Raw genomic sequence first — 22,404 nt, 5'->3', positions numbered from 1 at the left:
CCGTTGCGCTCCCGCAGTGCTCGTCCGTGCGGTCGGTCACTGCCGGAGCGTGCCGGAACCGTCGCGTTCTGCGACGTCCTCCGGTCGACGATCGCACGATCTCACACCGTCGCCACCCCGCGCCGTGGGTTGCACCACCGGGCCCGTGACGAGCCGACAGCGTAGCCGGGGGCGCGGTTCACCTGGTCAGGCGGCCGGTCGGCCATGGTGCCGGGGCCACTCGGCGGTGCCCAGCATTCGTGGCGCGGGTCCCACCAGTTCCGCCAGGCGGGCCATCCGGCGCGCTCCGTGCAGTCGCAACGCCGGACCGGGGGCGCCGTGTTCCCCGGCCGCCAGGCGGGCCGGCGGCAACCCGGCCCGGGTCGCCGCGGCGATCAGGGGGCCGTGGGTCCACGGCGCATCCGGGTCGAGCAGCAGCAGGTGACCGCCGCGCAGATCCCCCACCCCGGCGGCGAGCACCCACAGGCGCAGGGTGGCGCCGTCGAGCTGGAAGTCCGGCGGAACCTGCTTGTGTCCGTCCGGGGTGCACCAGGTCCGTGCCAGCGGCACGAGGTCCTTGCGGAACGCGCTGCGCATCCCGGAGGCCCCCGGCGCGAGGGCCACACCGCGGGCGGCGGCCAGCGCGGTGAGGGCACGCTCGCGGTCGTCGAACGGCAGCGGCAGATCGAACCGGGCGGTGTCCCCGGCGCCGAACCGCTCGATCCGCCCGGGCCCGCAGAGCAGCCCGGCCAGGTCGGTCAGCCCGGCCGGCCGGGCCTCCGCGGAGAACAGCGACATCTGCGGCACCCGCGCAGCATAGAACTGATGTTCGACATCGCCCAAGTCCGGCACGCCGGACGGGGGTCAGCTCGGGGCCGTCAGCTTGTTCAGCTCGCCGCACTTGGGGGCGGTCGCGACGGCCTTGTCGAGCCGGGGCGTGGCCCCGAGCTTGTCGAGGCCCTCCGCGGCGCCGATCGTGCGCAGCTTCTCCTCGGCCGAGGTGAGCCGGCCCTGGAACCCGGGGACGTCGTTGGGGTCGGCCTGGTCGACCTCGGCCTTGGCCTGGTCGATGGTCGTCCCGGTCCGGTTGAGCAGGTCGTTGATCGAGGTCTTGAACTGGTCGCCGCCGCTGACCGGGGCCTCACCGGCGTCGGCGAGCTGCTTCTTGCCGGCGTCGATCCCGCCCTTGACGTTGGCGAGGTACTCGGAGAGCCGGGTCTTGATCCCGGGCAGGTCGGCACCGCCGTAGTCGGGCCGGGCGCTGAGCGGCTGGTAGTACGACAGCAGCGCGCCGCACACCTTGTCGCCCCAGGCGACCGGGTCGGCACCGACGCCCTCGGTGGGGCGTGGTGCCGGGTCCGGGGCGGGGGTGCCGGCGACGGTCTGGGCGCAGCCGCCGGCGAGCAGCGTGGCGAGCAGGGCGGGGAGCAGGACCCGGGCGGCGCGCGCCGGGCGGAGGGTGGCCATCGTCGGGCTCCAGGGTCGGGGGCCGTGGGGAGCAGGGCCGCTGAGGCTGGGGACAGGTGTCGACGGTAGGACGCGGGTGCTGGTCAGCCGCCGTCGCCCTCGATTCTTCCGTCGTTCGGAGCAGTGTCGGCTGGGCCGTTCGGGGGTTCGGCGGGATCGCCGGACAACCGGGTGAGATCGCCGCACGAGGCGGAGGAACGGAAGGCCGCGGCGAGCTCGGGGTCGCCGGTGACCTGGGCGAGCGGGCCGGTGGCCGTGCCGAGGCGCGCCACCGGTTCCAGCGCGCCCGGCAGGTCGCGCTCGACGGCGGCCGGGTCCGTGGGATCGAGGGCGTCCACCCGGCCCCTCGCACCGGAGAACGCCGAACGCACCTCGCCGAGGCCACCGGTCAGCCGTGCGGTGAGGGCCTCGCCGTCGTCGACCGGGGCCGGGCCGAGCCGGTCCAGGTCGCCCAGCGTGCGGTCCAGCGCCTCGGTGGTGCGGCCCAGGTAGTCGCCGAGACCGCGGAGCCGGTCGCCGGTGCCGGCCTCGGGCGCGGGTGCGGGTGCCGCCACGGCGGTGCGGACGAACGGCAGGACGGCCGTGCACATCTCGTCGGTCCACTCCTGGGGTGTGGGCCCGGAAGCGCCGCACCCGGCGAGCAGCACCGTGGCGACGGCGGTCGCCACCGCCGCGGTGACCGGTCGTCTCCGCATCGCACCTCCACCGGAGGATCACGGGGTCCGGCCGGGGCAGGGTAACCGAATCGGGTGACGGAACGACGACGGCCGCTCGCCCCGGTGGGACGAGCGGCCGTCGGTGCCCTGTGTGAGGTCGTCGCGGCGACGGTGCCTAGCCGACCGCGCTCTCCGCGGGGGCGTCGGTGATCGTCGAGCTGCGGCGCTTCGACACCACGACGGCGGCGGCGATGATCAGCACCGCCACGACCGCGATGGCGATCCGGATGAGCGGGTTGGCGTCCGGGGTCGAGAGCAGCACGATCGCCGGGGCGATCAGCACCGAGACCAGGTTCATCACCTTGATCAGGGGGTTGATGGCCGGGCCGGCGGTGTCCTTGAACGGGTCGCCGACGGTGTCGCCGATGACCGTGGCCTCGTGCGCGTCGGAGCCCTTGCCGCCGTGGTTCCCGTCCTCGACCAGCTTCTTGGCGTTGTCCCAGGCGCCACCGGAGTTGGCCAGGAAGATCGCCATCAGGACGCCGGCGGCGATCGCACCGGCCAGGTAGCCGGCCAGTGGGCCGACGCCGAGGCCGAAGCCGACCGCGATCGGGGCGAAGATCGCCAGCAGGCCGGGGGTGGCCAGCTCGCGCAGCGAGTCCCGGGTGCAGATGTCGACCACGCGGCCGTACTCGGGACGCTCGGTGCGGTCCATGATGCCGGGCTTGGTCGCGAACTGGCGCCGGACCTCGAACACGACTGCACCGGCGGCGCGGGTCACCGCGTTGACCGCCAGGCCGGAGAACATGAACACGACCGCCGCACCGAGGATCACGCCGACCAGGGTGTTCGGGCTGAACACCTCGTAGGCGAAGGACGAGCCCGCGTCGGCCAGGGTGACGCCCGCCTGGTCGAGCGCCTGGCTGATGGCGTCGCGGTAGGAGCCGAACAGCGCGGTCGCGGCGAGCACCGCGGTCGCGATCGCGATGCCCTTGGTGATCGCCTTGGTGGTGTTGCCGACCGCGTCGAGCTCGGTGAGGGTGTCGAAGCCGTCGCCCTCGACGTCGCCGGACATCTCGGCGATGCCCTGGGCGTTGTCGGCGACCGGGCCGAAGGTGTCCATCGCGACGATGACCCCGACCGTGGTCAGCAGGCCGGTGCCGGCCAGCGCGACCGCGAACAGCGAGACGACGATCGAGCCCGAGAGCAGGAAGGCGCCGTAGACCGCGGCCGCGATGACGATCGCGGTGTAGACCGCGGACTCGAAACCGATCGAGATCCCGGAGAGGATCACCGTGGCCGGACCGGTCAGCGAGGACTCGCCGACGTCGCGGACCGGACGGTCCTCGGTGCCGGTGTAGTAGCCGGTGATCTTGAGGATCACCGCGGCCAGCACGATGCCGATCACGACCGCGACGCTGGCGATCAGGCGCGGGTCGCCGGCGAGGGTGGCGACCTCGCCGTCGGTCGGGTTGACCAGGTCGCCGAACGAACCGGGCAGGTAGACGTACGCCGCGATGATCGACAGCACGCCCGCGAACAACGCCGAGAGGTAGAAGCTGCGGTTGATCGCGCGCAGGGTGTTCTCGCCCTGGCGGGCCCGGGTCAGGTAGACGCCCAGGATCGCGGTGACGACACCGATGGCGGGGACGATCAACGGGAACAGCAGGCCCTGCAGGCCGAACGCGGCGGTCCCCAGGATCAGGGCGGCGACCAGGGTCACCGCGTAGGACTCGAACAGGTCGGCGGCCATGCCGGCGCAGTCGCCGACGTTGTCGCCGACGTTGTCGGCGATCGTCGCGGCGTTGCGCGGGTCGTCCTCGGGGATGCCCTGCTCGACCTTGCCGACGAGGTCGGCGCCGACGTCGGCGGCCTTGGTGAAGATGCCGCCACCGACACGCATGAACATCGCCAGCAGGGCGGCGCCGAATCCGAAGCCCTCCAGCACGCGCGGTGCCTGTCCGGCGTAGACGAGCACGACGATCGCGGCACCGAACAGCCCGAGACCGACCGTGAACATGCCGACCACGCCACCGGTGCGGAACGCGATCCGGGTCGCGATGTCGCGGCCGCCCGGCTCCCGTGCCGCCGCGGCGACCCGGATGTTCGCGCGGGTCGCGAGCCACATGCCCAGATAGCCGATGATCGCCGAGAAGACCGCACCGACGACGAAGAAGATCGATCGTCCGATGCGCTCGCCGAGGTCCTCGGCGGGGAGCGCGAACAGCAGCACGAACACGATGGCGGCGAAGACAGCGAGGGTGCGGAACTGGCGGTTGAGGTACGCCGACGCGCCTTCCTGGACCGCACGGCCGATCTCCTGCATGTTGGAGGTCCCCTCGCCGTGGGCGAGTACCTCCTTGAGCAGCAGACCGCCGACGGCCAGGGCGACGAGGGCGACCACCGCGACCACACCGACCACGGTGAGATCTCCCGCACCGAGCTCGAGGCCCTGGGCGAGGGTGGACTGGGACATCCGTCCTCCTGGTTCAGCGGAGTTCGACCAGGTCGGCCGTGCCGGGAACGCGCCGTGCGGCGCCCCCGCCGACGACGGCTTCACTGGCGTCGACTGGGCCCGGATGCGGTGGCCACGGGTGGTTCACCGGCGGCCGGGCGAGTGCAGTGTAGAAGTGTGGCCGAACACTCAGTGCGACAGGGATCACAACAGATAACGATCTCCGGAAAGTGATCGAACACACAGCTGATCAACAGGTGAGGTCCGAACGGACGCATCCGTTGGGGCGCACCGCCGTTCGGGTGGTGGGCCGGCGCGCGGTGCGGCAGTCGCGTGACGCCGGGGGACACGCTGCGATGTGTTCGAACGTCTGTGCCAACCTGCTGGCCGTGGGGCAGACCGAGCGGAGCGCAGGCGGAGCGGGGACCGGTACCGGGCCGGGTGCGCGCGGAGGGCGTATCGGCACCGACGACCGCCCCGACGGCTCCCAGCGGGGTGTCGCGTTGCTGCGCCGGGTGCTCGCCGGATCCGGGGTGGACCCGGACCGTGCGGAGACGACCTGGCTCGGGCCGGGCGGGGTGGCGCCCGCCGTCCCCGGTCCCGGCTCCGGGACCGAGCCGGGGCGCGACACCGGGGAGCCGGGCGCCGCGATCCCGGAAGCTGCGGAGCCGGAGGTGGTGTCTCCGGAGGACCCGCTGCGGCACGTCGCGCGGATCCCCTCGCGGCCGGGCCGCACGGCGGACTGGCCCGGCTGGACGCCGGAGGAGCTCCGGACCGCATGGGTGGACCGAGGGATTGCGCGGCTGTGGTCGCACCAGGCGGAGGGCGCGGGACTCGTCCGCTCCGGGGCCGATGTCGTGGTCGCGACCGGGACGGCCTCCGGGAAGTCGCTGATCTACCAGCTGCCCGTGCTCACCGGGCTGGTCGAGGACCCGCGGGCGACCGCGCTGTACCTCGCGCCCACCAAGGCACTCGCCGCCGACCAGCTGCGCGCACTCGACGGTGTCGCCCCGGACGGGGTGCGGCCGGCCGCGTTCGACGGGGACACCCCGATGGAGGAGCGCGACTGGATCCGGCGGCACTGCCGGTGGATGTTCTCCAACCCGGACATGCTGCACCGTTCGCTGCTGCCCCGGCACGGGCGCTGGTCGACCTTCCTGCGGCGGCTGCGTTACGTGGTGATCGACGAGTGCCACACCTACCGCGGGGTGTTCGGCTCGCACGTGGCGTTGCTGCTGCGCCGGTTGCTGCGGGTCGCCGCCCGCTACGGGGCCCGGCCCACGATCGTCCTGGCCTCGGCGACCGTGGCCAAGCCGGCGGAGTTCGCCTCCCGGCTGACCGGTCGCGACGTCGTGGCCGTCACCGACGACGGGTCCCCGCACGCGGGGCGGACGGTCGCCTTCTGGGAGCCGCCGCTGCTGACCGAGATCACCGGGGACAACGGGGCGCCGGTCCGCCGCTCGGCCGGGGCGGAGACATCCCGGATGCTCGCCGACCTGGTGCTGGAACGGGCCCGCACGCTCGCCTTCGTCCGGTCCCGGCGAGCGGCCGAGCTCACCGCGCTGGGAGCCCGGCGCGAGCTCGCCGACGTCGACCCGGACCTGGTCGAGCGGGTCGCCGCCTACCGCGGCGGCTATTTGCCCGAGGAGCGGCGGGCGCTGGAGGGTGCGTTGATGTCGGGGGAGTTGCTCGGGGTGGCCACGACGAACGCGCTGGAGCTCGGCGTCGACATCTCCGGACTGGACGCGGTGGTGCTGGCGGGCTTCCCGGGCACCCGGGCATCGTTCTGGCAGCAGGCCGGCCGGGCGGGCCGGTCCGCCGACGAGGCGCTGGTCGTGCTGGTCGCCCGGGACGACCCGCTGGACACCTACCTGGTGCACCACCCGCGGACATTGCTCGGGGCGCCGGTCGAGACCTGCGTGCTCAACCCGGTCAACCCCTACGTGCTCGCCCCGCAGCTGGCGTGTGCCGCCGCCGAGCTGCCGCTCACCGCGGACGACGTCGAGGACGTCTTCGGTGGCGCCCCCGCGGTCGAGGTCCTCGACGCCCTCGTCGACGAGGGCGTGCTGCGTCGGCGCCCGCACGGCTGGTTCTGGCCCGACACCGGGGACGCCCCGGCGGCCCAGGTCGACATCCGGGGGTCCGGGCTCGGTCAGGTCGCGATCGTCGAGGCGGCCACCGGACGGATGCTGGGCACCGTGGACGGCGGTTCCGCACCCGGCACCGTGCATCCCGGCGCGGTCCACCTGCACCGCGGTGAGAGCTACGTCGTCGACGAGCTCGACCTCGACGGCGGTATCGCGCTGGTCCACGAGGAGGAGCCGGACTGGCGTACCGAGGCGCAGTCGGTGTCCGACGTGACGGTGCTGGCGACCACCGCCTCCCGCCGCCACGGGCCGGTCCAGGTCTGCTTCGGCGAGACGACGGTGACCAGCCAGGTGGTCGCCTACCGGCGGCGCACCGCGGACGGCACGGTCCTCGACCAGACCCCGCTCGACCTTCCTCCGCAGAGCCTCGACACCCGTTCGGTCTGGTACACGATCGATCCGGACGCGCTGGCCGCCGCCGGGATCGACGACGCCCGGCTGCCCGGCGCGTTGCACGCCGCCGAGCACGCCGCGATCGGGCTGCTCCCGCTGTTCGCGATCTGTGATCGCTGGGACATCGGGGGCCTGTCCACGGCGCTGCACCCGGACACCGGGCTGCCGACGGTGTTCGTGCACGACGGCCACCCCGGCGGCGCCGGACTGGCCGAGCGCGGGCACGCCGTGCTGGCCCGCTGGCTCGTGGCGACCCGGGCCGCGGTGCGCGACTGCGAGTGCCGTACGGGGTGCCCGTCCTGCGTGCAGTCGCCGAAGTGCGGCAACGGCAACAACCCGCTGGACAAGGCCGGTGCCGTGCAGGTGCTCGACCTGGTCCTGGGCGCGTTGGCCGAGAGCGGCGATCCGGAGGCCCGGGCGGCGGTGCCGGCCGGGCGGTGAGGGGCGGGGGCCCGGGGCGGGTGCCGGCCGGGTGCCGGGAGCGACGAGGCACCACCGGCCCGCCCGTCGGGGGCGTGAGCGGGCCGGTGGCAACCACGTGCGACGGAGTCGGACGGGGGCGCGTGATGCGCTCCGACCCCATCGCGGCCTGGGGAGCGTGGCCGGTGCGCCGCGGCCGGGCCGGACCCTGCCCGTTCCCGCGACGACATCCAGTAGGCCCGAGAGCGCGGCCGGTGACCAGTCCGGGACCCTCCGACGTCGGTGATCGGTCAGGTCGCGACGGTGAATCGTCGCGCGACCACCGTCGTCGCCGGTACGGGCCGTGACGGTGCCGTGCTGTGCCGGCAACCGTCCGTTCACCCGGGTCCGGGAACCGTTCATCGAGAGCATGATCACTTCCTGGTCGTGGTGGGTCGTGCTTGTCGGGGTGCGGTCCCGGCCGCGTCGGTGACCGGTGCCGGCCCGGCCCGTGCCCGGGCGGAGGCCGGTCGGTGGACCGGGAGCAGCCCGGAGCGGCGGACCTGCGTCTCGACCAGGGCGTCCCAGCCGTCGAGCCGGCATCCGGTGAGCTCGGCGTCGTTGCGTGCGGCGAGGTCGGTCGCCACCCGGCAGGCGATGTCGGGGCCCTCCACCGCCCGTCCCGCGGCGGCCAGTGCCGACAGGTCCGCCGCTGTCGACGCGACGTGCCGGGCCCGGACGGCGGCGGCGACGTCGACACAGACGGTCGCCGTCAGCAACAGCACTGCGGCCGCGGTCGCCGCCCAGACCGAGGCGACACCGCTGTCGTCGCGCCCGGGGCGGGCCGGTGGCCTGCCCCTCATCCGGACCGTCCGGGTTCCGGCACCGCCGGCACCGGTGGCACCGGTGGCACCGGTGGCACCGCCGGCACTGGTGGCACTGACAGCGCCGACGGCACTGACAGCACGGACGGCACGGACTGCGTGGACGGCAGCGGCGGCACGGTCGGCGCAACCGGGACCGGTACCCCGCCGACCGGGTTGGTGACCGGTGGAGGCGGAGGCGCGTCGGAGCCCCCTGGGGCGCCCACGGCACTGCCGGAGCCCGGCCCCGCAGGCCGGACGGTGTCCGACGTGGTGGTGGATGCGGGCGGCGGGGACCGTTTCAGCGGTGCGATCCCGGACGCGGCCACCGGTGGCGTTGCGGCAGCGGTGCCGGCGGGAGCGCGTGCGGGGGCGTCTCCGGGCTCGGTGGGGCCCACCGGGGACAGCGGCGGTGGAGCGCCCGCGAGCCCGTCGGCGGACAGGCCCGGCTCGACGACGGCCGTCGCCGAGCCGCTGACCGGGATCGGGAGCAGGGCGACCGGGCGTGCCCGGACGGTCGCGACCACGACGTCCCCGTCGATCCGGAGATCGGATTCGGCGCCGGTGGGGGCCAGGGCCGCGGCGGCGCTGCGTCCGCGGTCGGCGTCACCGCGAGCGGCCTGGCGTGCCAGCTCCCGGGCGGCGTCGGTGCACCGGACCCCGGCCGCCACGGCGGCGACCGCCGCGACCGCGGCCGCCGTGACGAGCACCAGGGTGCCGAGCGCCAGTGCGGCCTCCACGGTGACCGCTCCGTCGTCGCGCCCGGCTCGCGGACCCGGGTCAGAACGAGGTCGAGAGCGCACGTTCCACGATCCCGGTGAGTGCGCTGAGGACGTCGTCGCCGCTGACGATCGCGTAGAGCAGCGCCGCGAACGCCGCAGCCGCGACCGTCCCCACGGCGTACTCGACGGTGGACATGCCGTCGTCGTCGGTGGCGAGCGCGGCCAGGCGGCCGGACAGGGCGGTACGGGTCATCGGACTTCTCCTCCGTCGGGGGCCCGCGGGGTGCGGGCCCGGTCGTAGCCCGGTGTCACCACCGGGCGAACGCCTCCCCGGCCAGCCCGATCACGACCGGCACGATGCCGAGGACCAGGAAGGCGGGCAGGAAGCAGAGCCCCAGCGGGGCGGTGATGCGGACGGCGGCACGCTGCGCGCGTTCCTCGGCGCGGTCGGTCAGGCCTGCCCGCAGCCGGGCCGCCTCGGCCGAGGCCGCTCGGCCGAGCGCGGAACCGGTACGCGCGGAGCGACCGGCCGCCCGGGCGAACCCGGCGAGCCCGGGCGTCCCGGCGGCAGCCGCCCAGGCGTCCTCCGCGGAGGCGCCCAGCGCGAGCAGGCCGGACACCGTGCGCAGCGTCGCTCCGGCCGGGCCGGGCAACCGGTGCCCGGCGGCGTCGAGTGCGTCCGGGACGGTCAGCCCGGCGGCCAGACAGGTGGCCAGCAGGTCCCAGACGGCGGCGAGGTCGGCGTCCTCCGCCCGGTCCGCGCGGATCCCCGGCAGCCGGCGGGCGAGCACGAGGGCCCCGGTGCCGGCCATGCCCCCGACGACCGCTCCGGTCGAGCCGCCGACGGTCCAGCCCAGTGCTGCACCGGCCGGGACCAGCAGCGCGAGCACCGCGGTGCGGGGCGGCCCGGTGGCCGTCGCGCACCGCTCGCGTGCACGGAGGGCCCGTAGCCGCCCCGGCGCGGGGCAGGTGGCACCGACGAGCAACGCCGCGGCGGCGAGGCCGAGCGCGGTCGCGCTCACGACGGCACCGCCGAGCGCAGGATGTGGTCCGACCAGGCGGCACCGGCCGCGGTCAGCAGGACCCCCAGCACCAGCAGCGCCGGCCCGTGCAGGCCGGTACGGAGCACGGTGAGCGGGGCGATGCCCATCAGCTGGCCGAGGCCGATCCCGGCCAGCGGCAACGACGTGAGCACGGACGCGGTGGCCCGGGGTCCGGCGAGCTGCGACCGGACCCGGGCGGCATGGGCGAGGCGCCAGCGGAGGTCGTCGACGAGGCCGGTCAGCAGGTCGGCCAGCGGGGCGCCGTGCCGGTCCGCCAGTTCCCAGGCGGCGGCGACACGCTCGACGTCCCGGCCGCTCGGACCGGTCGCCGCGCGGCGCAGCGCATCGGGGACCGGTTCACCGACGCGAGCGGCCACGGCCGCGGGGGCCAGCAGTGCCCGGGCGAGCGGGCCGTCGTGGCCGCTCCCGGCGAGCGCGGTCGCCGGGTGTGCGCCGGTGCGCAGCTCGTCGGCGATCCGGGCGAGCGCATCGGCCAGTTCCGCGGCGGCCTCGGTGCCGTGGGCGGCGGCCCGTCCGGCGACCAGGCGGCGCCGGACGAACCATACGGCCGCGACCGCGCACCCGGCGCCGACGGGACCGAGCAGCGCGAACCCCGCGCCGGCCGCGGCCGGGACGGCGAGCACGGTGAGCGGCACCCGCGCGCGCCGGGACGGTGTCGCCGAGCCGCCGGTGAGGCCGGCGCTGAGACCGCGCAGGCGCCGCCGCGGGCCCGCCCCCGGGGCTCCGAGCACGGCCAGCGCCAGCACGGACAGGGCGAGCGCGGTCCGGGGTGCCGACCACCCGGACGGGTCCGCACCGGAGATCGCCGGGAGGCCCGCGGCGACCCCGCCGACCGGCAGCGGGGTCAGCACGGCGCACCGACCCCGCGCTCGTGCAACAGGGTGCGCAGCTCGTCCAGACCGGGGCCGGGTCCGTCGCTCCGCGTCCAGGCGGCCGCGACGGCCGGGCCACCGCCGTCGCCACGGCGCAACACCCCGATCTCGTCCAGCACCCGGCCGGCGCCGGGACGCCTGCGCATCTGCAGCACCACCTGCACGGCGGCGGTGAGCTGACCGTCGAGCGCGGCCGGGGACATCCCGCCCAGCCCGGCGAGCGCGCGCATCCGCGCCGGGATCTCGCGCACCGAGTTGGCGTGGACGGTGCACGCGCCACCGTCGTGTCCGGTGTTCATCGCGGCGAGGAGGTCCCCGACCTCCGCGCCGCGGACCTCGCCGACCACGAGCCGGTCCGGCCGCATCCGCAGCGCCTGCCGGACGAGCTCGCGCAGCGGCACACCGCCGGAGCCCTCGATGTTCGGCGGCCGTGCGACGAGCCGGACGACGTGCGGGTGCCGGGGACGGAGCTCCTCGGCGTCCTCGACGGTGACCAGGCGCTCGCCGGGGTCGACCGCGCCGAGGAGTGCGTTGAGCACGGTGGTCTTGCCACTGCCCGTCCCGCCGGCGACGAGCACCGCGAGCCGGGCGGCGACGATCGCGCGCAGCAATGTCTCCCCGGCGGCGTCGAACGTACCGCTGCGGCGCAAGGCGGTCAGGTCGTGGCTCGCGGGACGCAGCACCCGCAGGGAGATCGCGGTCCCGCCGGCGGCCACCGGAGGCAGCACGGCGTGCAGCCGGACCCCGGCATCGGCGAGCCGGCCGTCGACACACGGGCTCGCGTCGTCGAGCCGCCGCCCGGCGGCGAGCGCCAGGCGCTGGGCGAGCCGGCGGACCGCGGCCTCGTCCGCGAACGTGACGGTGGTCCGCCGCAGCCCGTCGCCGCGGTCGACCCAGACCGCGTCCGGCGCGGTGACCAGCACGTCGGTGGTGGCCGGGTCGCGCAGCAGCGCATCGAGCGGACCGGCGCCGGTGAACTCCTGGCGCAGCGTCCGCAACGCGGCCAGCACGTCGAGATCGGAGGCGACCCCGCCGGACTCGGCGCGGACCGCGGCGGCGACGGCGGCGGGCCCGGTCCCGCCGCCGGCATCGGCGAGGCGGGCACGGACCCGGTCGACCAGCGGGTTCACGACGCGGCCCGGGCGGGTGCGCCGGCTGTGTGGAGGCGCTCGTGCACGGTGTGGGCCGCGGCGGCGAGCGGACCGCGGCCGGAGCCGGGGGTGCGGCCCCGTTCGAGTGCGGCGGCGAGGTCGCGCTGTGGGCGCATCGCGAGCAGCAGCGGCAGTCCGAGCGACGCGGCGACCTGGTCCGGGGTGATGCCGCCCGGGGACGGGCCGCGGACGACGAGCTCGACGTGCCGGGCGTGCTCGGCGAGGACCTCGGCGACCCGGGCGGCGGCAGCACTTGCGCGCAACGCGGACGGGATCAGCAGCACCGTGAGGTCGGCCGTGCCCAGCGCGGCGATCGCGGCGTCGGTCGGGTAGCGGGGCAGGTCGCAGATCACCGTCCCGCCGGCCCGCCGCCCGGCGTCGAGCACCGCGGTGACCGCGGCCGGTTCCGGACCGTGCGGGGACCGGGCGCAGGACAGCACCGACAGCACCGCCCGGCCGGCCGTGGCCCGAGGGAGCGCCGCGTGCAACGACGCCGCCCGCACCCGGCCGTCACCGACCGCGAGCTCGGGCCAGCGCAGACCGTCCTCCTGCTCCAGGCCGACGAGCAGGTCCAGCCCGCCACCGAGCGGGTCGCAGTCGACCAGCAGTGCCGCGGAGCCGGCCCGGGCGGCGGCGACGGCCACCGCGGTCGCCAGCACCGATGCGCCCGCGCCGCCGGAGCCGCCGACGACGGTGAGGACCCGCCCGGGCCGGCTGCCGGCACCGGCCCGTTCCCGGACGTCGGCCAGCATCCCGGCGAGACCGGCCTCGCCGTGCGGGAGCTGCACGACCCGGTCGGCGCCGAGCGCCACGGCGGCGCGCCAGTCCTCGGCCTCCGGTTCGCCGGACACCACGGTCACCACCGACTCGCGACGGGGGAACCCGGCGGCCCCGCACCGGGCGGCGCCGGCGCGGTCGAGCAGGACGACCGGTGCCCGGGCCCAGGCCCGCCGGGCGTCCGCCGCGTCGGCCGCACGCTGGGTGTCCATGTCGGCCGCGGCCGCGAGGCGCAGCAGCGCGTCCAGCAGGTCCGGGTCCTCGGCCACGATCAGGCACCGCCGGTCCATCGCCTCCACCTCCCACCGGCCCGCCGATGCGGGCCCCGGTGTCGAGCGTGCGGCCGGCGAGGCCCGTCGCCGCGACGAGTTGCCCGCCTGTGGACAACTCGTGGACAACCGGCGTTCCTGTGGATGGATGCTCCGGTGCGCGCGGGAGATGTCGGACCGGAGTGGCAGGATCCGCGCCCGCCCGGCCGCGTCCGGGACGACCGGCGAGGCCCGGGCTGAGCGCGGTGCCGACCGAGGAGTGCGGTGCCGACCGAGGTGCGCGGTGCCGACCGAGGAGCGCTGGCGGCCGAGCAGAGTCGGACGGGGCTGCACATGAGGACGGCCCCCGCCAGGGGGGATTGGCGGGGGCCGTCGGTCGGTTCAGCCCCGGGGGGTCGAGCTGAACCCGCCCGGACCAGGTCCGAGCTCACCCAACTGTAGCCGGAATCCGGCTGTCGCGCCCATACCTGGACCGTGGCCTGCGCCGACCGGTTCCGGGCGGCGGGTACCCGGCCGCCCCGGCCGGGCGACGCGCGGTGGCCGTCGGTGAGCGCGTACGGGCGACCGGCGGTACCGGGCCGATCACTCCGTGCATCGGTGAGCGGGCCCGTTCGTGACGCGGGAGGTGGCGGGAGCCGCGACGGTGGCCCGGGCCGCGCGCCGGACGGGGCGCCGGTTCGGGCACGCTGGGGTGCGTGCCAGCCGTCCCCGCCCCGACCGGCCCCTCCGTCGTGCCACCGTCCCCCGCCCCGCTGGACCCGCCGCCGGGCACCGCGACCGAGGCGGCGCCGCAGGCGGTGTTCCTCGACCTCGACAACACGATCATCGCCGGATCCAGCGCCCTGGCATTCGCCCGGACCTTCGCCCGGCACGGTCTGATCGACCGGGGCACGGTGGCCCGCGGTGCCTGGGCACAGCTCATGCTGCTGTTCTCCGGGGCCGACGCGTCGACGATGGACACGTTGCGCCGGCAGCTGACGCTGATCTGCCAGGGCTGGGAGGTCGAGCGGGTCCGCGCGATCGTCGCGGAGACGCTACAGGAGGTGATCGGCCCGCTCGTGTACCCGGAGGCGGTGCGGTTGATCGAGCGGCACCGCGAACACGGTGCCGAGATCGTGCTGCTGTCGGCGTCGGGGCTGGAGGTCGTCGGGCCGATCGCGGAGCTGGTCGGAATCGAGCGGTTCCGCGCCACGACCATGCGGATCGAGGACGGCCGCTACGCCGGGGAGATCGAGTTCTACTGCTACGGCGACGGCAAGGCGGAGGCGGCGCGGCAGATCGCCGCGGAGTCGGGCCTCGACCTGGGGCGGTGCGCCGCCTACACCGACTCGATCACCGATCTGCCGCTGCTCGAGGTGGTCGGCGCCCCGGCCGTCGTCAACCCGGACCGCGAGCTGCGTGCGATCGCCCGGGAGCGCGGGTGGCCGGTGCTCGGGTTCGTCCGGGAGACGTCGCGGCGCGACCGGCTGTTCCGGCTCCGGGACCGGGTCTCCGACCGGTTCGGGCCCGGGCGGGCCCACGGTGGACCGGGGACCGGTCGGGACGGGGCCGGGGAGCGGGTCGCCCGGAACCCCGCCCTGCTCGGGGCGGCCGCGACCGGCGGTGTCCTCGCGGCGTTCGCCGTCGGCGTCGCCGCCACGCGCCGGAGCAGGTGACTCCGGAACCAGGCCCCGGGGAGCCAGGACTCGAGGGAGCCGGGGCTCCGAGCCGGTGACCGCCGAGCCGGTGACGCCGGAGCTGCCGACCGTCGGAACCGGTCACGACCGAGCCGTCGACGGTCGGGTCCGCTGTGCCGGCCGCCGGGCTCGACGTCCGTCGGGGCCGCGCCCGCGACCGGCTGCCACCAGCGGTGATGCCCGGACGGCCACACACGTGGTGCCGGAGCCGCGACCGCCGTCCGGGCGTCGTCGCGGGTCGTTTCGTGGCCGGATCCGGTCACCCACCGCTGCTGAACCGGTGCACCTCGGTGCGAGGGTTGCTCACCGCGGACCCGCACGACTAGGAACGGAGTCGCGGACCCCGGTCAGGCCAGGGGCGGTTCGGAGGAGAAGAGCCCGCCTCCCCCGTCCGGGCTCCGTACGCGGGAACCGGGTGCTCCGCGCCGAGCACGCCGCGGGAGGCATGTCGTCGTGGGCCTGCGCACCGGGACGCCGGGCGCCTAGGCCACCCAGCACGACACGTAGTGCACGCCAGGACCCCGGTTCCCGCGTCGAACCGGGCGGTGCCCCCGAGGGGGCTCCGCCCGGTTTCATGTGCGGGCCCGCCGGTCAGCCCGACTGGGCGGCCGCGATCGACAGCCCCTCGCGTCCACCCGCCTCCCACTCCGCGCAGGTGTGGACGATCCAGCGGGCGATGCCGTCCGGGGTCCCGCTCGCGAACGCCGCGGCGGCGTCGCGGTACTCGGCCGGGCGGCGCAGGAACCCGACCTCCGGTACCGAGAGCCCGCGCGGGTCGAGGCCGGTGGACATGGCCGTCAGCCGGGCGGCGGCGCGGGCGACGACCCCGTCCGCGGTGCCGAACGGGCGCAGGGCCAGCAGCTCGCCGTGCACCACCGCGACCAGCACCGGTGCCGCCACACCCGTCGCACCCCCGAGCAGGTCGGCGAGCAGCGACAACCGCGACGACGCCCCCGGGCGCGGCCGGCCCAGCTCGGTCTCGTGGGACGCGGCCGGCACCAGGTCGGTCGCGGCGAGCACGTGCACCCGGGCCAGCGCCTGCAGCGGGGCCCGGCGCCACACCTCGAGCAGCTTGGCGCGCTCGTCGGCCACCCGGACCGCGCCCGCCAGGACCGGGTCGGACACGTGCTCGGCGGTCGCCGGCTCCAGCGGGGCCCCGTCCAGCGCCGCCGACGACCGGGCCGCACGCAGGGCAGCCTCGGCCGCCGTCGCCGGCCAGCCCCGCCGGTTCACCGGCTGGTTGTGCACCTCGGTGGCCGCGTCCCGGGCCCGGGCGACCGCCTCGGGCACGCCGGGCAGCTCCGCGAGCGGGGCGAGCGGGTCGTCGGTCGAGGTGCGGGCCATGGCGGCATCGTGCCAAGCCACGACGCACCGTCGGGTGGCGACCCGTCGGCAGGCCGGGTTCCCTCCCGTCCGGGAGCGACGGTCCGGCCGGGTGAACCGCTCGCCGACCGCCGGACGACCGCCCGTCGGCCGTCCTCCGCGCCCCTCGGCGACGGCCCGGACCCGAACCGGCCCGCCGACCTGCGGTGACGGCGGATCCGGCCGGGTGGGTTCGTCCACACCTGACCCCTCAGACGGTGCGGACGGCGACCGGGTTCACTAGCGTCGGAGCGCACACGTGCGCGCACGATGGGAGTGCGCCAGTGGCCGTCAGTTCGAGGCCCGTTTCACCGCCGCGTCGAGGAGGACACGAGGACATGGCCGAGTCCGAGAAGAGCAGCGCCCTGAGCGCACTGTCCACCGAGAGCCGGACGTTCCCGCCGCCCGCGGAGCTCGCGGCGCAGGCCAACGCCACCGAGGACTGGTACGCGCGCGCCGACGCGGACCGCGAGGGGTTCTGGGCCGAGCAGGCGGACCGCCTGCTCTGGACGAAGAAGTGGGACACCGTCCTCGAATGGGAGGCCCCGTTCGCGAAGTGGTTCGTCGGCGGCGAGCTGAACGTCGCCTACAACTGCGTCGACCGCCACGTCGACGACGGCAACGGCGACCGGGTCGCGATCCACTGGGAGGGCGAGCCCGGCGACAGCCGCGCCATCACCTACGCCGACCTGCAGCGCGAGGTCTGCAAGACCGCGAACGCGCTCGCCGCGATGGGCGTCGGGAAGGGGGACCGGGTCGCGATCCAGCTGCCGATGATCCCCGAGGCCGTGTTCTCCATGCTGGCCTGCGCCCGCCTGGGCGCGATGCACAGCGTGGTCTTCGGCGGGTTCTCCCCGGGGGCGCTCAAGGCCCGGATCGAGGACGCCGAGGCGAAGGTCCTCATCACCTCCGACGGCCAGTTCCGCCGCGGCAAGCCCGCGCCGATGAAGGAGAACACCGACCAGGCCGTCGAGGGCACGACGATCGAGAAGGTGCTGGTCGTCAAGCGGACCGAGACCGACGTGCCGTGGACCGACGGCCGCGACGTCTGGTGGCACGACGCCGTCGACTCCGCCTCCGACCAGCACACCGCGCAGTCCTTCGACGCCGAGCACCCGCTGTTCATCCTCTACACCTCGGGCACCACGGGTAAGCCGAAGGGCATCCTGCACACCTCCGGCGGGTACCTGACCCAGGCGGCGTACACCCACCACGTGACCTTCGACCACAAGCCGGGCGAGAGCGTCTACTGGTGCACCGCCGACATCGGCTGGGTCACCGGGCACACCTACATCGTCTACGGGCCGCTGGCGAACGGCGCCACGCAGGTGATCTACGAGGGCACGCCGAACACCCCGCACGAGGGCCGGCACTGGGAGATCGTCGACAAGTACGGCGTCACGATCTACTACACCGCTCCCACCCTGATCCGGACGTTCATGAAGTGGGGTGAGGACATCCCGGCGAAGTACGACCTGTCCTCGCTGCGGGTGCTGGGGACGGTCGGTGAGCCGATCAACCCGGAGGCCTGGATGTGGTTCCGGACGAGGATCGGCCGGGAGCGCTGCCCGATCGTCGACACCTGGTGGCAGACCGAGACCGGCGCGACCATGATCGCCCCGCTGCCGGGCGTGACACACGCGAAGCCGGGCTCGGCGATGCGCCCGCTGCCGGGGATCAGTGCCGCGGTCGTGGACGACTCCGGCACCCGGGTCGGCAACGGCGAGGGCGGTTACCTCGTGATCGACAAGCCGTGGCCGTCGATGCTGCGCGGGATCTGGGGCGACACCGAGCGCTACCAGGAGACCTACTGGTCTCGGTTCGCCGAGCAGGGCTTCTACTTCGCCGGTGACGGCGCGAAGTACGACGACGACGGCGCCATCTGGCTGCTCGGCCGGGTCGACGACGTCATGAACGTCTCCGGCCACCGGATCTCCACCACCGAGGTGGAGTCGGCGCTGGTCAGTCACTCGACGGTGGTCGAGGCGGCGGTCGTCGGTGCGGCCGACGAGACGACCGGCCAGGGCATCGTGGCGTTCGTCATCCTGCGCGCCGGGTCCACCGACGAGGCCAAGGGGGCCGAGGCGATCAAGGCGCTGCGCGACCACGTCTCGTCCGAGATCGGGCCGATCGCGAAGCCGCGCCAGATCATGGTCGTCGAGGAGCTCCCGAAGACCCGCTCCGGCAAGATCATGCGCCGGCTGCTGCGCGACGTCGCGGAGAACCGGGAGGTCGGTGACGTCTCGACGCTGGCCGACACCTCGGTGATGGACCTGATCACCTCCGGCATGCAGGACTCCAAGGAGGAGTGAGGACCGCCCCGCCGGCCCCGGGCGCGCGTGCGTCCGGGGCCGGCGGCATATCGGCAGTAGGGTCCCGGGATCGTGGACGGTCCGGACGGCGGAGTGCAGGTGCGGCGGGGATTCGTGGTCCCCGAGCGCGAACTGCGATGGCGGTTCTCCCGGGCCTCCGGGCCGGGCGGGCAGGGCGTCAACACCACGGACTCCCGGGTGGAGCTGTCGTTCGACGTCGCCGGGTCCCCGAGCGTCCCGGCCGAGCTGCGCGAACGCGCGCTGGAGCGGTTGCGGAACCGGCTCGTCGAGGGGGTGCTCACGATCACCGCCGCCGAGCACCGCAGCCAGCTGCGCAACCGGGAGGCGGCGCGGCAGCGGCTCGCGACGACCCTGGGCGAGGCGACCGCGGCCGGCCCCCGCACGCGGCGTCCCACCCGGCCGACGGCCGGCTCGAAGCGCCGGCGGCTCGAGGCGAAGACGCACCGCGGCCGGATCAAGAAACTCCGGGGACGCCCGGACGAGTGAGGGCCGATCGTCCGGACGGGGTCGGCGTGGCGTAGCCGAGCAGGTGCCGGGCACGCATGGCACGATGACGACTCACCGAACGACGGCCGTCCGGGGGACAGGAACCGGGGACCGAGGCGCAGGAGGGATGACGGTGGCCAGCAACAGCCAGTCCGGCAACGCGGAGGTTCCGCCCGTCCTGCCGTCGATTCCGCTCACGCCCGAGCCCGGACCGCGCGAGGCGTCGCTGGGCACGCTCGCCAAGGACGTCACCACGCACCTGTCCACCCTGGTGCGCTCCGAGGTGGAGCTCGCCAAGGCCGAGGTCACGGCCGAGGTCAAGAAGGGCGTGCAGGGCAGCGTCTTCTTCGTGATCGCCGCGGTGATCGGGCTGTTCAGCCTGTTCTACCTGTTCTTCACCCTGGCCGAGTTCCTGTCGCTGTGGCTGAACCGCGCGGCCGGGTTCGGGATCACCTTCCTGTTCATGTTGCTGGTGGCCGGGATCTTCGGTTTCCTCGGCTACCTGCGCGTCCGCAAGATCCGTAAGCCGGAGCGGACCATCGACTCGCTGAAGGACTCGGCCCAGGTGCTGGCCCAGCGCGGCCGGAGCGAGGACAACGTCCGGGAACTGGCCGACGGCCCGTCCGGACGGCACGCCGCCGCGGGCTGACGGTCGCGGGAGACGGCTGTGCCGCCGCCGGATCCGGCGATCGTGCGGGTCCCGGGCCCGTGGACGCACCGTGCGGTGTCGGCCAACGGGATCCGCATCCACGTCACCGAGCACGGTCCGCCAGGAGGCCCGCTGGTCGTGCTGCTGCACGGCTTCCCCGAGTTCTGGTGGACCTGGCGCCACCAGCTGCTCGCCCTGGGCGACGCCGGGTTCCACGCCGTCGCCCCCGACCTGCGCGGCTACGGCGACACCGACAAGACCCCGCGCGGCTACGACCTCTGGACCCTCGCCGGTGACTGCGCCGGGCTGATCCGGGCGCTGGGGGAGCGGCGGGCCCACGTAGTCGGGCACGACTGGGGCGCCGCGATCGGCTGGAGCGTCGCGGCCCTGCACCCCCGGCTGGTGGTCTCGCTGACCGCCCTCGGTGCCCCGCATCCCACGACGATGCGCGACGCCCTGCTGCGTGACCCACTCGGTCAGGGCCGGGCCAGCCGCTACATGGCCGGGTTCCAGCTGCCGCGCCTGCCGGAGCGGTCGCTGCGTGCTGACGAGGGCGCCCGGGTCGGGCGGATCATGCGCGCCTGGGCGGGCACGGACTGGGCGTCCACCGCGGACTTCGCCGACACGGTCGCCCGGAACCGGGAGGCGATCCGGATCTCCACGGTCGCGCACTGCAGCCTCGAGTACTACCGGTGGGCGATGCGGTCCCAGGTCCGCTCGGACGGCCGCCGGTTCGCCCGGGCGGTCGCCGGCCCCGTCGGCGTCCCGGTGTTGCAGGTGCACGGCGCCGACGACCCGTGCGTGCTCGACGAGACGATGCGCCGCACCCGGCGGTTCGCCGGCGCCGGGTTCACCCATCACGCGCTGCCGGCGACCGGCCACTTCCCGCAGCAGGAGCACCCGGCGCAGGTGACGGACCTGATTCGCGCCCACCTGGGGGCCGCCGGGGACTGACCCGGACCATGCCGGTTCCCCGGCCCCGGACGTGCGCAGATACGCTCGACGACCGTGCGAGTCCTGGTCGTGGGTAGCGGCGCGCGTGAGCACGCCATCGCGGTGTCCTTGGCGCAGGATCCGGAGGTGACGGCCCTGGCCTGCGCCCCCGGCAACGCGGGGACGGCGGCCGTCGCCGAACAGCTGGGTCTGGACGTGACCGACAACGACGCCGTCGTGTCGGTCGCGCAGGCCTGGCAGGCGGATCTGGTCGTCGTCGGGCCGGAGGTGCCCCTGGTCAACGGTGCCGCGGACGCGGTGCGGGCGGCCGGCATCCCCTGCTTCGGTCCCGGCCGGGAGGCCGCCCGGATCGAGGGTTCCAAGGCCTTCGCGAAGTCGGTGATGAGTTCCGCCGGGGTGCCGACGGCGTCCTCGGTCGTCGTCGACAACCCGGCGCACCTCGACACCGCGCTCGGCGTGTTCACCCCGCCGTACGTGGTGAAGGACGACGGCCTGGCCGCCGGCAAGGGCGTCGTCGTGTCCGGTGACGTCGAGATCGCCCGGGCGCACGCGCTCGGCCTGCTCGACGCCGGCCACCCGGCGCTGCTGGAGTCGTTCCTCGACGGTCCGGAGGCGTCGCTGTTCTGCCTGGTCGACGGCAGCACCGTGGTCCCGCTGCTGCCGGCGCAGGACTTCAAGCGGGTCGGCGACGGCGACTGCGGCCCGAACACCGGTGGCATGGGCGCCTACTGCCCGCTGCCGTGGGCCGGGGAGGGACTGGCCGACGAGCTGGTCGAGCGGATCGTCCGACCGGTCGCCGTCGAGCTGGAGAACCGTGGCGCGCCGTTCTCCGGCCTGCTCTACGCCGGGCTCGCCCTGACCTCCCAGGGCCCGGCGGTGATCGAGTTCAACTGCCGGTTCGGTGACCCGGAGACCCAGGCGGTGCTGGCGCTGCTGCGCACGCCGCTGGCCCGGCTGATGCACGCCACGGCCACCGGCACGCTCGCCGAGCAGCCGCCGCTGGAGTGGGCCGACGGTGCCGCGGTGACCGTCGTGGTCGCGGCGGACGGCTATCCCGGCACCCCGCGGCTCGGTGACGTGATCACCGGCGCCGACGGCGAGGGCGTGCTGCACGCCGGTACCCGGCGCCGCGAGGACGGTGCGGTGGTCTCCTCCGGCGGGCGTGTCCTGTCGGTCGTCGGGACCGGCGCGGACCTGAAGGCGGCCCGCGCCGAGGCCTACGCGCGGCTCGAGCCGGTGCACCTCGCGGGGTCGCACCACCGCACCGACATCGGCCTGCGGGCCGAGAACGGCGAGGTCAGCATCCCGGTCGTGCGGGCCTGAGTGTTTCCCCGGGGTTGCGGCCACATGGCCGAGTGACCGGCTCCGGGGCCGCGGCGACGGGTGCTGTGTACCGGGCTCGTGAACACCCGGTGAAACCGGACATCGGCGTTTGATCATGCTCCGGGCGGCGGGGAATCGTGCGTGGCACTGGCGGGCACATCCGGTGTCCGCGAGAGCCACAGGAGGATCCATCATGGCCAACGCTCCCCGCCCGGCCCGTCGTCACCGCGCCCTCACCCTCGTGGGCGCCGTCGTCGCGGCACCGCTGGCCACCCTGGCGTTCAGCGGATCGGCCCAGGCCGCCGAGCTCACCCCGGTCGCCGAGTACCTCGACGAGACCGTCGCCGGCACCAGCGCCCAGGTGGGCGCGGTCGTCGACGCGCTGGGGTTCGCGGCCGAGTGAGCCC

The 22,404-nt window shown here is 75.3% G+C and carries 20 protein-coding genes; 8 read left to right on the top strand and 12 right to left on the bottom strand.

All coding sequences use genetic code 11. The features are described from left to right. Positions 1-186: 186 nt before the first annotated feature. From BM093_RS15300 to BM093_RS15285, 4 genes are all read right to left on the bottom strand, one after another. Positions 187-777: a hypothetical protein gene (locus BM093_RS15300; RefSeq protein ID WP_245773549.1), complete on the bottom strand. Its 591-nt coding sequence runs from the start codon at positions 775-777 to the stop codon at positions 187-189. Positions 778-843: 66 nt separating this feature from the next. After that, a complete protein-coding gene (locus tag BM093_RS15295; protein ID WP_093343408.1) occupies positions 844-1,446 on the bottom strand; it encodes a hypothetical protein in 603 nt (200 codons plus the stop codon). 83 nt (positions 1,447-1,529) lie between these two features. Then, complete coding sequence (locus tag BM093_RS15290) at positions 1,530-2,141, bottom strand: hypothetical protein (RefSeq protein ID WP_143105390.1); 612 nt, start codon at positions 2,139-2,141, stop codon at positions 1,530-1,532. Positions 2,142-2,277: 136 nt separating this feature from the next. Then, positions 2,278-4,578 (bottom strand): sodium-translocating pyrophosphatase, encoded by a 2,301-nt coding sequence (locus BM093_RS15285; protein ID WP_093343402.1) that lies wholly within the window; start codon positions 4,576-4,578, stop codon positions 2,278-2,280. Positions 4,579-4,913: 335 nt separating this feature from the next. Between BM093_RS15285 and BM093_RS15280 the strand changes: the two genes are divergently transcribed. Continuing rightward, positions 4,914-7,538 carry a DEAD/DEAH box helicase gene (locus tag BM093_RS15280; RefSeq protein WP_245773537.1) on the top strand — a complete coding sequence of 875 codons (2,625 nt, stop codon included), beginning with the start codon at positions 4,914-4,916 and terminating at the stop codon, positions 7,536-7,538. Between the two features lie 392 nt (positions 7,539-7,930). On the opposite strand, the gene BM093_RS15275 is transcribed toward BM093_RS15280, so the two are convergent. From BM093_RS15275 to ssd, 7 genes are read right to left on the bottom strand one after another with little or no spacing between them, the layout of a single operon-like run. Then, positions 7,931-8,359: an Rv3654c family TadE-like protein gene (locus BM093_RS15275; protein WP_093343399.1), complete on the bottom strand. Its 429-nt coding sequence runs from the start codon at positions 8,357-8,359 to the stop codon at positions 7,931-7,933. Further along, positions 8,356-9,099, bottom strand: a complete 744-nt coding sequence (locus BM093_RS35980) for a TadE family type IV pilus minor pilin (protein ID WP_177238495.1) — start codon at positions 9,097-9,099, stop codon at positions 8,356-8,358. The genes BM093_RS15275 and BM093_RS35980 overlap by 4 nt, the downstream gene beginning before the upstream one ends. 40 nt (positions 9,100-9,139) lie before the next feature. Beyond that, positions 9,140-9,334: a DUF4244 domain-containing protein gene (locus BM093_RS15265; RefSeq protein WP_093343396.1), complete on the bottom strand. Its 195-nt coding sequence runs from the start codon at positions 9,332-9,334 to the stop codon at positions 9,140-9,142. A 55-nt stretch (positions 9,335-9,389) separates the two neighbouring features. Beyond that, complete coding sequence (locus tag BM093_RS15260; protein WP_093343393.1) at positions 9,390-10,103, bottom strand: type II secretion system F family protein; 714 nt, start codon at positions 10,101-10,103, stop codon at positions 9,390-9,392. Further along, a complete protein-coding gene (locus BM093_RS15255; protein ID WP_093343391.1) occupies positions 10,100-10,996 on the bottom strand; it encodes a type II secretion system F family protein in 897 nt (298 codons plus the stop codon). Before BM093_RS15255 ends, BM093_RS15260 begins: the two co-directional genes overlap by 4 nt. Then, on the bottom strand, positions 10,990-12,147 hold the full coding sequence (locus tag BM093_RS15250; protein WP_093343388.1) for a TadA family conjugal transfer-associated ATPase: 1,158 nt from the start codon (positions 12,145-12,147) through the stop codon (positions 10,990-10,992). The genes BM093_RS15255 and BM093_RS15250 overlap by 7 nt, the downstream gene beginning before the upstream one ends. Continuing rightward, entirely contained in the window at positions 12,144-13,235 is a 1,092-nt protein-coding gene (gene ssd, locus BM093_RS15245; protein ID WP_093343597.1) for a septum site-determining protein Ssd, read from the bottom strand. Before ssd ends, BM093_RS15250 begins: the two co-directional genes overlap by 4 nt. A gap of 674 nt (positions 13,236-13,909) precedes the next feature. On the opposite strand from ssd, the gene BM093_RS15240 reads away from it, so the two are divergent. Then, the gene (locus tag BM093_RS15240) at positions 13,910-14,869 is read left to right on the top strand and encodes an HAD family hydrolase (protein ID WP_245773536.1); all 960 of its coding nucleotides are present in this window, start codon (positions 13,910-13,912) and stop codon (positions 14,867-14,869) included. A gap of 612 nt (positions 14,870-15,481) precedes the next feature. Here the strand turns inward: BM093_RS15240 and BM093_RS15230 are convergent. Next, on the bottom strand, positions 15,482-16,234 hold the full coding sequence (locus BM093_RS15230; RefSeq protein ID WP_093343382.1) for an oxidoreductase: 753 nt from the start codon (positions 16,232-16,234) through the stop codon (positions 15,482-15,484). A gap of 356 nt (positions 16,235-16,590) precedes the next feature. On the opposite strand from BM093_RS15230, the gene acs reads away from it, so the two are divergent. The 6 genes from acs to BM093_RS15200 all read left to right on the top strand — a co-directional run bounded on the left by acs (position 16,591) and on the right by BM093_RS15200 (position 22,400). After that, on the top strand, positions 16,591-18,564 hold the full coding sequence (gene acs / locus BM093_RS15225; RefSeq protein WP_093343379.1) for an acetate--CoA ligase: 1,974 nt from the start codon (positions 16,591-16,593) through the stop codon (positions 18,562-18,564). A gap of 72 nt (positions 18,565-18,636) precedes the next feature. After that, positions 18,637-19,071 (top strand): alternative ribosome rescue aminoacyl-tRNA hydrolase ArfB, encoded by a 435-nt coding sequence (arfB, locus tag BM093_RS15220; protein ID WP_177238494.1) that lies wholly within the window; start codon positions 18,637-18,639, stop codon positions 19,069-19,071. Positions 19,072-19,198: 127 nt separating this feature from the next. Then, the gene (locus tag BM093_RS15215; protein WP_093343374.1) at positions 19,199-19,720 is read left to right on the top strand and encodes a phage holin family protein; all 522 of its coding nucleotides are present in this window, start codon (positions 19,199-19,201) and stop codon (positions 19,718-19,720) included. 18 nt (positions 19,721-19,738) lie between these two features. Beyond that, entirely contained in the window at positions 19,739-20,674 is a 936-nt protein-coding gene (locus tag BM093_RS15210) for an alpha/beta fold hydrolase (RefSeq protein WP_093343371.1), read from the top strand. A gap of 54 nt (positions 20,675-20,728) precedes the next feature. Then, positions 20,729-21,997, top strand: a complete 1,269-nt coding sequence (purD, locus tag BM093_RS15205) for a phosphoribosylamine--glycine ligase (RefSeq protein WP_093343368.1) — start codon at positions 20,729-20,731, stop codon at positions 21,995-21,997. Between the two features lie 193 nt (positions 21,998-22,190). Then, positions 22,191-22,400, top strand: coding sequence for a hypothetical protein (locus tag BM093_RS15200; RefSeq protein ID WP_093343365.1), 210 nt, complete (start codon positions 22,191-22,193; stop codon positions 22,398-22,400). Positions 22,401-22,404: the final 4 nt, after the last annotated feature.

Origin of the sequence: Pseudonocardia ammonioxydans, assembly GCF_900115005.1 — a bacterium.
Taxonomy (GTDB): domain Bacteria; phylum Actinomycetota; class Actinomycetes; order Mycobacteriales; family Pseudonocardiaceae; genus Pseudonocardia; species Pseudonocardia ammonioxydans.
This window is presented reverse-complemented; position numbering and strand designations above follow the sequence as displayed.

Bases quoted from the DNA above. Each gene is read 5' to 3' on its own strand.
- BM093_RS15285 (WP_093343402.1), bottom strand. From the start codon at position 4,578: ATGTCCCAGTCCACCCTCGCCCAGGGCCTCGAGCTCGGTGCGGGAGAT.
- BM093_RS15265 (WP_093343396.1), bottom strand. From the start codon at position 9,334: ATGACCCGTACCGCCCTGTCCGGCCGCCTGGCCGCGCTCGCCACCGAC.
- ssd (WP_093343597.1), bottom strand. From the start codon at position 13,235: ATGGACCGGCGGTGCCTGATCGTGGCCGAGGACCCGGACCTGCTGGAC.
- acs (WP_093343379.1), top strand. From the start codon at position 16,591: ATGGCCGAGTCCGAGAAGAGCAGCGCCCTGAGCGCACTGTCCACCGAG.
- BM093_RS15230 (WP_093343382.1), bottom strand. From the start codon at position 16,234: ATGGCCCGCACCTCGACCGACGACCCGCTCGCCCCGCTCGCGGAGCTG.
- BM093_RS15300 (WP_245773549.1), bottom strand. From the start codon at position 777: ATGTCGCTGTTCTCCGCGGAGGCCCGGCCGGCCGGGCTGACCGACCTG.
- BM093_RS15215 (WP_093343374.1), top strand. From the start codon at position 19,199: ATGACGGTGGCCAGCAACAGCCAGTCCGGCAACGCGGAGGTTCCGCCC.
- BM093_RS15200 (WP_093343365.1), top strand. From the start codon at position 22,191: ATGGCCAACGCTCCCCGCCCGGCCCGTCGTCACCGCGCCCTCACCCTC.
- BM093_RS15275 (WP_093343399.1), bottom strand. From the start codon at position 8,359: ATGAGGGGCAGGCCACCGGCCCGCCCCGGGCGCGACGACAGCGGTGTC.
- BM093_RS15295 (WP_093343408.1), bottom strand. From the start codon at position 1,446: ATGGCCACCCTCCGCCCGGCGCGCGCCGCCCGGGTCCTGCTCCCCGCC.
- BM093_RS15280 (WP_245773537.1), top strand. From the start codon at position 4,914: ATGTGTTCGAACGTCTGTGCCAACCTGCTGGCCGTGGGGCAGACCGAG.
- BM093_RS15290 (WP_143105390.1), bottom strand. From the start codon at position 2,141: ATGCGGAGACGACCGGTCACCGCGGCGGTGGCGACCGCCGTCGCCACG.